10 protein-coding genes and 1 rRNA gene are annotated in these 10,422 nt (G+C 38.9%); 1 reads left to right on the forward strand and 10 read right to left on the reverse strand.

The window, feature by feature from the left end:
• Nucleotides 1-72: 72 nt before the first annotated feature.
• On the forward strand, nucleotides 73-1,410 hold the full coding sequence (gene pabB, locus I593_RS09315) for an aminodeoxychorismate synthase component I (RefSeq protein ID WP_016167318.1): 1,338 nt from the start codon (nucleotides 73-75) through the stop codon (nucleotides 1,408-1,410).
• Here the strand turns inward: pabB and hisC are convergent.
• The 10 genes from hisC to rrf form a co-directional block, all read right to left on the reverse strand.
• Nucleotides 1,407-2,495, reverse strand: coding sequence for a histidinol-phosphate transaminase (gene hisC / locus I593_RS09320; protein WP_016167319.1), 1,089 nt, complete (start codon nucleotides 2,493-2,495; stop codon nucleotides 1,407-1,409). The genes pabB and hisC overlap by 4 nt on opposite strands.
• A 240-nt stretch (nucleotides 2,496-2,735) precedes the next feature.
• Nucleotides 2,736-4,040 (reverse strand): histidinol dehydrogenase, encoded by a 1,305-nt coding sequence (gene hisD, locus I593_RS09325; protein ID WP_026441186.1) that lies wholly within the window; start codon nucleotides 4,038-4,040, stop codon nucleotides 2,736-2,738.
• A gap of 118 nt (nucleotides 4,041-4,158) precedes the next feature.
• A complete protein-coding gene (locus I593_RS09330; RefSeq protein ID WP_016167321.1) occupies nucleotides 4,159-4,821 on the reverse strand; it encodes a DUF4272 domain-containing protein in 663 nt (220 codons plus the stop codon).
• Nucleotides 4,822-4,967: 146 nt separating this feature from the next.
• Complete coding sequence (hisG, locus tag I593_RS09335) at nucleotides 4,968-5,669, reverse strand: ATP phosphoribosyltransferase (RefSeq protein WP_016167322.1); 702 nt, start codon at nucleotides 5,667-5,669, stop codon at nucleotides 4,968-4,970.
• The gene (gene murA / locus I593_RS09340; RefSeq protein ID WP_016167323.1) at nucleotides 5,666-6,925 is read right to left on the reverse strand and encodes a UDP-N-acetylglucosamine 1-carboxyvinyltransferase; all 1,260 of its coding nucleotides are present in this window, start codon (nucleotides 6,923-6,925) and stop codon (nucleotides 5,666-5,668) included. Before murA ends, hisG begins: the two co-directional genes overlap by 4 nt.
• Nucleotides 6,926-6,931: 6 nt before the next feature.
• The gene (gene ibaG / locus I593_RS09345) at nucleotides 6,932-7,183 is read right to left on the reverse strand and encodes a BolA family iron metabolism protein IbaG (RefSeq protein WP_016167324.1); all 252 of its coding nucleotides are present in this window, start codon (nucleotides 7,181-7,183) and stop codon (nucleotides 6,932-6,934) included.
• Between the two features lie 138 nt (nucleotides 7,184-7,321).
• Nucleotides 7,322-7,654 (reverse strand): ribosome hibernation-promoting factor, HPF/YfiA family, encoded by a 333-nt coding sequence (hpf, locus tag I593_RS09350; protein WP_016167325.1) that lies wholly within the window; start codon nucleotides 7,652-7,654, stop codon nucleotides 7,322-7,324.
• 169 nt (nucleotides 7,655-7,823) lie between these two features.
• Nucleotides 7,824-9,275: an RNA polymerase factor sigma-54 gene (locus I593_RS09355; protein WP_016167326.1), complete on the reverse strand. Its 1,452-nt coding sequence runs from the start codon at nucleotides 9,273-9,275 to the stop codon at nucleotides 7,824-7,826.
• 569 nt (nucleotides 9,276-9,844) lie between these two features.
• Nucleotides 9,845-10,090: a hypothetical protein gene (locus tag I593_RS09365; protein WP_016167328.1), complete on the reverse strand. Its 246-nt coding sequence runs from the start codon at nucleotides 10,088-10,090 to the stop codon at nucleotides 9,845-9,847.
• A gap of 177 nt (nucleotides 10,091-10,267) precedes the next feature.
• Nucleotides 10,268-10,382: ribosomal RNA gene (rrf, locus tag I593_RS09370) — 5S ribosomal RNA — on the reverse strand.
• Nucleotides 10,383-10,422 lie beyond the last annotated feature (40 nt).

Raw genomic sequence — 10,422 nt, forward strand, 5'->3', positions numbered from 1 at the left:
ATTTACTATGTTGTTTCTTTCACATTCGAGTAAAATATAAAATATTGTTTTAATGCAAGTTTTATTAAGCATATGACCACCCCCTCTATTTTCAAAAATATTATTTTCAATCAACCTGTTAACGTTCAAGAAATTCTTCTACGTCTAGATGATCTTCCGCATTTAATTTATTTAAAAAACAATCAAAGCCCGGTCATTGCTTTTCTCCCAAATCAATTTGAATGTGTAAAAAATGGCATCTGTCAAACTTACCAAAGAAAACAGATTGACCAATATGAACAGATTGAATCAAATTTAAGCTTCAATCAGTCCGAAGATATTCAGGTAAATTCTGATGGATTTCAGGGTGGCCTCATGGGCTTTATCAGTTATGATTTTGCCAGTGCACAACACGTGAATATTCACTCAAGAAATCAACCTAGTTTATGGCTTGGAGTATTTCAAACTTATTTAAAATTTCAGGATGATGCTTGGTATTTTTATAGTCATGAGCCAGAAGCTGAACAACTTTTCGAATTCATTCAAAATAAATTAGAATCGACATCGTCAATCCCCCAATTACAACTTACACAAAGCTGTCATGCACGTTGGAATAAACAACAATATCAAGCGGCTTTTACACAAGTTCAAGAATATATTAAGGCTGGTGATTGTTATCAAATTAACCTGACCCAAGAATTTAAAGGACAAGCTGAAGGGCGTTTACTCTCTGTGGCACAAGAGTTCTGGCAGTTAACGGATGCACCTTATTCAGGTTATTTAAAAACTGAAGACTTCGAATTACTGAGCTGCTCTCCTGAGCTTTTTATCGATTTTTTAGCAGAAAAAAAACTGGTAACTAAACCCATTAAAGGCACTATGCCACGTTATGCAGATACAGAGCGCGATGCGCAATCTAAACAACAATTGCAACACTCTCCTAAAGATCAGGCTGAAAATGTCATGATCGTAGACTTGTTACGTAATGATTTAAGTGTTTATGCAGAAACGGGGACAGTTAAAACACCTAAATTATTTGAGATTGAATCATTTAATCAAGTGCATCACATGGTCAGTGAGGTTACAGCAACCCTGAAGCCAAACGTCAAAGCTTTAGATGTGTTATTGGCAGCGCTACCTGGTGGCTCCATTACAGGTGCACCTAAAATTCGTGCCATGCAAATTATTGAGGAATTAGAAGGCGCGCCACGTGGGGCTTATTGTGGATCTTTGGGTTATTTTAATTTTAATGGCACAGGTTCATGGAATATTTTGATTCGTTCTATTCAGAAATATCAACAAGATATTTCTTTGTGGGCAGGCGGTGGCATCACGATTGCCTCTGACTGCGATGCTGAATATCAAGAATGTTTTGATAAAGTTTCTGCCATGCTGGATTTGCTCAACACATGGCAGAAGCCGCAATCTTAAGCCAGAATATCTTGCTTTAAGGTTTCAACCAAACGCTGATTTTGCTCATCGGTACCAATGGTAATACGCAAGAATTGATTAATGCGTGGCTTATTGAAATAACGCACGATAATGCCACACGCACGTAATTCAGCAGCTAACTCACCTGCATCTTTATTCGGTAAAGATGCAAAAATGAAATTGGCTTTAGATGGCAATACCACGAAACCAATCTCTTGTAGTTCATTAACCAATTTTTCACGACTACGAATGACTTTTTCACATTGCTGTTCAAAATAGGTCTGATCTTCAAAAGAGGCCACGGCTGCGGCAATCGCAAAGCGATCCATTGGATAAGAGTTGAAACTATTTTTCACTGCTTCCAATGCAGCAATTAAATGCGGTTGTGCAATGGCAAAACCAACACGTAAACCTGCCAGTGAACGAGACTTAGATGTGGTTTGGCAAACCACCAAATTCTCATATTTTTCCACTAATTTAACAGCAGATTCAGCACCAAAATCGACATAAGCTTCATCGATGACCACCACTGAATCAGGGTTGGCTTGCAAGACTTCTTCAATGGCTTGCAAACCTAAGGCAATACTGGTTGGTGCATTCGGATTAGTGATAATAATGCCGCCATTGGCTTGCTTATAATCATCTACCACAATCTCAAAAGCATCATTCAAGGGTAAAACTTTGGTTTTGACACCAAAAAATTGACTATAAACAGGGTAAAAACTGTAGGTAATATCAGGATAAAGGATGGGTTTATCTTGGACAAAAAAAGCCTTAAAGATATGTGCCAAAACTTCGTCTGAACCATTTCCGACAAAAACATTTTCCAATGCAACATTTTGTTGTTTAGCAATCGCCTGCTTTAAAGCGGAAGCATCAGGATCTGGATATAAACGTAAGGCATCCGCAGAATCTACTAATACCGCTTGTACAGCTTCTACGACTTTCGGGGATGGTGGGTATGGATTTTCATTGGTATTTAATTTTAATAAATTTTGAATTTTGGGTTGCTCGCCTGGTACATACGGTTCTAATTCACGTACTTCAGGGCTCCAAAAACGCATTTGTTCAGTAGTGATTGACATCTTCATTTCTCTTATCTTTTTGTGTCCAAGACTACTCATCTAGGCTGAGGCAAAAGTTTTTAATGTTGCTTGATGGATTGAATCCTGCATACATCTCTAACATTGCTGTTCTAACTCTACCTAAACCTTATTTAGACTGTAAATCAGACGTTGGACAAATCATATTAAACTCAAGCTCTAGAGTTCTGTCTGCTCAAGATGCTCCCTTCTCCATATGAGATGTAGAAGGGAATATCAAACCTAATCTTGATAACGGTAGCGTGCTGAGCGAGCATGAGCATCTAAACTCTCTTGCTGAGCCAAGATATCAGCGGTTTTTGCCAGCGGTTTTACCCCTGCTTTAGAGCACATAATCAAACTTGATCGTTTTTGAAAATCATATACACCGAGTGGCGATGAAAAACGCGCTGTACCTGAAGTTGGTAAAACGTGGTTTGGCCCAGCGCAATAGTCACCAATTGCTTCTGGAGTGTAACGTCCCATAAAGATTGCACCTGCATGGCGAATATCTTCTGCCATTTCTTGTGCTTCATCTAGACACAACTCAAGATGCTCTGGTGCTACTTGGTTAATAAGATCAATCGCTTCTTGACGGTCTTTAACCAAGACCAAAGCCCCACGATTTGCAATTGAAGTGCGCGCAATTTCAGCTTTCGGCAATACCGCTAAATGCTCTTCTACCGCTTGGGCAACCTCATTCAGTAGTTGCTCATCAGGTGTAATGAAAATGGCTTGAGCGACGGTATCATGCTCGGCTTGGGACAATACATCCATTGCCAACCATTTCGCATCATTTTCACCCTCAGCATACACCAAAATTTCTGAAGGACCTGCAATCATGTCAATGCCAACTTGGCCAAACACTGCACGTTTCGCAGCAGCGACAAAACGGTTACCTGGTCCAGTGATTTTATCTACACTTGGAATGGTTTCAGTACCATAAGCCAAAGCTGCTACCGCTTGTGCACCACCAATGGTAAACACGCGAGTTACCCCTGCCAAATGCGCAGCAGCAAGAACCAATGGATTTAACTCACCATTCGGGGCTGGAACCACCATAATAATTTCAGGCACACCTGCCACATGAGCTGGTACAGCATTCATCAATACAGAAGATGGATATGAAGCCAACCCCCCAGGTACATAAATACCCACCCGATCTAAAGGGGTTACTTTTTGACCTAATGTATTACCCAAAGCATCAACATAAGTCCAGCCTTCTTGTTTTTGCGCTTGGTGAAATTCGCGAATGCGTTCTGCGGCAAACTCAAGTGCTTCACGCACTTCCGAGTTTAAACCCTCAAATGCAGCTTTTAGTTCTGCTTGGGTTAATTCTAGATCTGAAAATTGATGCGCTGGATGTCGATCGAATTGTTGGGTAAGTTTTAGAACATGAGCATCACCGTGCTGACGAACATCAGCGATGATTTGATCTACGGTTTTTAAAAGTTCAGGATCACTTACAGTTTCAAAAGCCAACAAGTCAGCAAAAGCTTGCTTGAAGTTTTGATCTTGAGTCGATAAACGTCGCATCAATTTACCCACAAGGTTTGAATTGGAAAGCGTTAGTTTACCTTGTTTCCATGAAGTTGTGGGCAAGATAACATCAGCATTTCAACTTAGTCCCATCGGAAATCACTTTCATCAATATAAAAAGGTTGGATTAAGTGTTCACATCGGGATGATCCCAATCACCATCGCGCTGTATTAACCAATTTAAAGCACCGTGCCGCTCTAATACAACCGATGCATTTAAACCCGCTGGTGCTTGCTGATGTTTAAGTCTAGCATCGACACATGCCCAGTCATAACGATAGATCAAATCCGCTTCATCTAATAATTCTTCAATATCTCTCAGTTTTACTTGTGCCATAAATGCATCAAAAGAGTCACATGAAGAAACTGCCTGAATCGCAAAATCACAATCTGCAATGTTTGCAGGATAATTTAGCTCCTCGACCACACCGAGTGCCCAAAGTAACGTCCAATAGGCTTCATATTTCCAGATCATATTAATTACATCTTGTGTCGTGCCCTCACGATGGATAATTGCCAGCTCTTTTGGCGTCAATTCAGACCAAACATCAAATTTCTGTATTAGATCTATGATGAAAGCTTGAGTTTCATCATCAAACTGATCATGGTTAAGATCACAAGCAGCCTGAATTACCAATAGACATGCAATTGCTCGTTTTGCAATTTGTTCTACTGACCTTGGTTCAATCTCATCCGCAGCTTCAATATAAGGTAGCCAGTCAATATAAGGCACAGATTGTGATTGTAATTTTAAAATGGATGCTTGCTTTCTTTGTTCTGGAGTTTTCATATGACTCTTCATTTTTCAAAAAGTGCTAGCACATTAAACCATTCATATATCGTTAAGTCAGTCATTTATTAACATCATGATTTTATTCTGTTTGTTGAAAAATTAAAAAAACCGCCCCAAAGGGCGGTTTTAGAATATCATTTTAATTACGCTTGTTTTGCCTTTTGACGTTCTTCAACTGCTATTTCTAACTGTGCAAGAATCGGATTTAACAAGGCTTGTTTGCGCTTAAAACTGGCTTTATTCACAATCAAACGTGAAGACACTTTGCAAATTTCTTCCAATGGCTCTAAGCCATTGGCACGCAAGGTATTCCCGGTATCAACCACATCGACAATGTAATCACCCAAACCAACTAAAGGTGCTAGCTCCATAGATCCATAAAGCTTAATCACATCGACCTGCTCACCTAAGCTAGCATAGTATTGACGCGTTAAATTGACATACTTAGTTGCAATTTTCAGACGACCTTTCGGACGCTCCATGCCAACCTTACCCGCCGTCATCAATTTGCAGTTGGCAATTTTAAGATCCAATGGTTCATAGACATTTTGTGCGCCATGTTCCATAAGCACATCTTTACCCGCAACACCAATATCTGCCGCACCATTTTCTACATAGGTCGGCACATCTGAAGCACGTAAAATTAAAATACGGACTTGCTTATGTGTGGTCGGAAAAATCAATTTACGGGATTTGTCTGGATCTTCGAGTAAATTGATACCCGCTGTTTCAAGTAAGGGTAAAGTTTCCTTGAGAATACGCCCCTTACTTAATGCCAATGTTAAACCATGATCAAAATTGCCCATTACATTGAAATTAGGATCATCGTTTCTCATGTCACTCATGCACTTACTCGCTTAATTTGAGCACCTAAACCTTGTAATTTTGCTTCAACATCTTCGTAACCGCGATCAATATGATAAATACGGTCAATCAATGTTTCACCTTCAGCAGCCAATGCAGCCAAGACCAAAGAGAATGATGCACGTAAATCTGTTGCCATCACGGGTGCCGCAGAAAGCTTCTCAACACCAGTTACGATTGCATCATTTCCTTCAACTTCAATATTTGCCCCCATACGAGACAACTCAGGTACATGCATAAAACGGTTTTCAAAAATCGTTTCCGAAATAGTCGCAAAACCACGACCAATCACGTTTACGGCCATGAGCTGTGCTTGCATGTCTGTCGGAAACTCTGGATGCGGCAATGTACGGAAACTCACTGCTTTAGGACGTTTGCCCATCATATCCAGTTCAATCCAATCTTTACCACGGGTAACTTCCGCACCCATTTCTTCAAACTTTTCCAGCACTGACTCCATTAAACTCGGATCAGTATGCGTGGTCTTCACACGACCACCCGTAATTGCAGCAGCAGCTAAATATGAACCAGTCTCAATACGATCGGCTACAACGGCATATTCACAACCATGTAAGCTTTCTACACCAGTTACAATTAATGTATCCGTATCTAAACCTTCAATTTTCGCCCCCATCTTGATCAACATTTTCGCAAGATCGGTAATTTCAGGTTCACGTGCAGCATTACGTATGGTGGTGACACCATCCGCCAAAACTGCCGCCATTAAGATATTTTCAGTACCACCTACGGTCACCATATCAAAGACAACTTCGCCACCTTTTAAGCGACCATCGACTTTGGCAAGCACATAGCCATTTTCAACTTCAATTTCAGCGCCTAAAGCTTCAAGTGCTTTTAAGTGCTGATCGACTGGGCGTGAACCAATTGCACAACCACCTGGTAAAGAAACTTTCGCACTACCATAACGTGCAACTAAAGGGCCAAGCACCAAGATTGAAGCACGCATGGTCTTAACCAATTCATAAGGTGCAAACTGGTTATCTAAAGTAGACGTATCCGCAGTAACCGTATCACCTTCATAAGTCATGGTGATGCCTAAACCTGCAATCAACTTCACTAAGGTATTTACATCTTTTAAATGCGGCACATTGGTCAATTTGATCGGCGAATCTGCCAAAATCATCGCTGCAAGCAATGGCAAGGCAGCATTTTTTGCACCCGAAATTCGAACTTCACCTTCGAGCTTAACACCACCTTGAATCAAAAATTTATCCATTAATTTTTAAGCTCCAAAAAGGCTAGCTTTGCGCCATTCTTCTTTTGTCATTGCGCGAATGGTCACAGCATGGACTTCACCACTTGCAATGTAAGAGTTCAACGGAGCATAAACAGTCTGTTGGCGCGCAACAGGACGTTTTCCTTCAAACTGATCATCAACAATTCGAAGATCAAACTTGCCCGCTTGCCCACTAACTGCTACTTCAGCTTCAGGAAAAGCAGTTTTCAAAATTTCAGTGAGCTGTTCACTATTCATGACAAAGACCTCTATACAGGACCAATGGTGTAAAACCCGCCATTTTACTATAAATCAAGTAAAATAAAGCATTCATCGCACAATTTTTATAGATAAAAAAAGGAGGTTTATTCAAACCTCCTCAGATCGGAATCCAGATTAAGCTAAAACTGGGGCATGATCCATTTGTAATTCACGATGTTTATGTAATTGTCGTTTTAATTTTTCCGTCAATTTTTTAATTGAAGTGTACATATCATCTGCCGTGGCCTGTGCAAACAGCTCGATACCAGGTAAGCGAATGATGGCTTCCGCAATATGATTCGAACTACCTTTTTTAGAATGTTTGTCGATTTGATGATCTTTGGACAGCTTCACCTGCATACTATTGACTTGATCTAAATGTTTCGTCATTTGGGCAAATTTTTCACGAATATTTTCTTCGATCGCAGGGGTGATAGTTAAATGATGACCACGAATTGTTATTTGCATAATTCTATCCCTCACCTTCTTTTAGGACTAGCAAAGGCACAGCCGAAATGTTTCACAGCCAGAAAAGAATCTGCACAATCTGATCAAATCATTTCAACCGTCCTTTAAAATAAAAAAGAGATTCATTATTCCGTCATAATGAATCTCTAGAATAGTCATACTTTAAATTTTAGATCAAGACTTTTCGCTCGGAAGAAGACGGAATATGTAACGATTCACGATACTTTGCGACTGTACGACGTGCAACATCAATCCCCTCTTCCTTCAACATATTCGCAATCGCATTATCAGACAATGGTTTGCGTGCGTTCTCTTCAGCAATCATTTTCTTAATTTTTGCGCGAATGGCTGTAGATGAAGCTTCCCCACCCGATGTTGTCCCCACGTGACTTGAGAAAAAATACTTCAATTCAAATAACCCACGCGGAGTCAACATATACTTATTGGTTGTCACGCGTGAGACTGTTGACTCATGCAACTCAACTTCTTCTGCAATATCACGCAACACCAAAGGTTTCATCCCCTCAGCACCGATTTCTAAAAAGGCTTTTTGATGCTCAACGATACAAGTAGCCACTTTCAACAAGGTTTTATGGCGCTCATCGACACTTTTAATGAAGTTTTTAGCTTCCAACATTTGATTACGCAAATATTGATTTTCATCACTTTGATCAGCTCGACGAATCATATTGGCATAAAATGAATTAACTCTTAATTTAGGCATCACATCGGGGTTGAGCTGAATTTGCCAATGATCATTGCGCTTCATGACCACCACATCAGGAATTTGATAATCAGAATCTTTATCCTCAAACTCAAGCCCTGGATGTGCTTTTAATGTTTTTAATAAATTTACCGCAGCTTTAAGTTGGTCGGTATTTAACCCCGTTTGTTTAAGCAACTTAGCAAGTTCATTCGAAATCAGCAATTCATAATGTTTAAGCAAAATTATCGCTTCATGACGATAAGCCGTCTGAACAGGTAAACTTTCTAGTTGAACCATTAAACATTCAGCCAGATTTCTAGCGCCAATCCCAATTGGATCAAGACGTTGGATATGCTTTAAAACGACTATAACTTCATCATCTTCGATACCTTCATCATAATCCATAGATGCTAAAAGGTGTTGGACTGATGCCGTAATCTCTGAAATCTCAACATCCAAAAAACCCTTATCATCCAATGAGTCGATAATACAATAGGCAATCAAACGATCAATTTGAGAAAAATGAAGCAAATTAATCTGCTCAAGCATATGCTCTTTTAAGCCTATATGACCTTGACGATTATCCTCTCGCTCTTCAAATTCAGGACTGCCCAAACTAGTTGATTGGTGGGTATAAACATCATCCCAATCCGTATCAACGGGCAGATCATCTGGTAGATGATCTGCATTTAATTCATTGGTTAAATCGCTATTATCATGTTCTTTTTCTAAGCTTGATAAACTTTCAACACTATTTTGCTCTTCTACTTTTTCTAATAATGGGTTACTGTCGAGTTGAATTTGAATTTCTTGTTCCAACTCTAAACTAGACAATTGAAGCAAACGAATGGCCTGTTGCAACTGAGGAGTTAACGACAATGAGTTCGCAACTTTAAGTCCAACCGATAACTTCATATCACCCTACTCATTATTAATCAATAAATACAAGCAATTTTTATGCCTATTAGTATTTTTATAGCATAGTTTTAGTAAAAGTCATACAAAGTTTTATTAATAATTGAATAAATTGGTCGATCCTTTCACAATCAGCATGATCTTAGAGCACCTAAAAATGACAAAGAAATAATATTTGTAAGGTTAAACTGATTGTCACTTTGTTGATTTTAAGTAGATAAATCAAGTTCAATTTCTAGAATAAGTAAAGTTTGAGCTATTTTTTTAGATATTTAACCCAAATATGTTCATGATCAGTTATTTGTACAAACTCATGATGCTTAAACAGGGAAATTAAAGGCTCATTTAAAAGTGGATAAATAGCACGTGGATTATGCAAGAAAATTAGGTCTTTCTGATTTTCTTGTAAAAAGGCTATGGCACTAATGTATTTACCATAATGTGTAAACAAACCTAACTCGCGGTATATTTCGGTCAAATGTCCTTGTTCATTTTTTATAATGACCTTTACCAATAATCAGGCCTTTTAGGGACAAAAGAATATTAAAGTGCTTAAAGAAAAAATCCCTTCAATCAGCAATTACAATAATACAAGGTTGGTTTTTTACTCTATAACCCCTAAATTGTTTTTTGGCTTTCTTAATTTGATTTTCTAAACCCTTTGAATGTATATCAAGAGTTAATACTTTACCTTGATCAATTTGTTTTCGTAATTCCTTCTGATCATCATTTTCAGATAGTTCTTTAATTTCCCAATAGGTTTTCATGCTATTGAGAATAATTTCATAATCAGGAGTTTCAGTTTCAACCTCCAAAATAAAATACGGTTAAACTAAATTTGCTTTCGCTCTAAAATTTCTTCAAATAACTTTTCCGACTTGGTTCGCTTCACATGCACCCCACTTTACTTACTTAGAATTTAGTATTTTAATTAATTATTTCCATATAAAAAAACACCCCCTTCTGTATAGAAGGGGGTGTTTGAATTAATGAGCTGGCGATGACTTACTCTCACATGGGTAACCCCACACTACCATCAGCGCTAAGAGGTTTCACTTCTGAGTTCGGGAAGGGATCAGGTGGTTCACTCTTGCTATTGTCGCCAGCACAACTGTTTATGGACTTGTTCGGGTTTTATGCTCAGATC

Source organism: Acinetobacter tandoii DSM 14970 = CIP 107469 (assembly GCF_000400735.1).
GTDB lineage: Bacteria > Pseudomonadota > Gammaproteobacteria > Pseudomonadales > Moraxellaceae > Acinetobacter > Acinetobacter tandoii.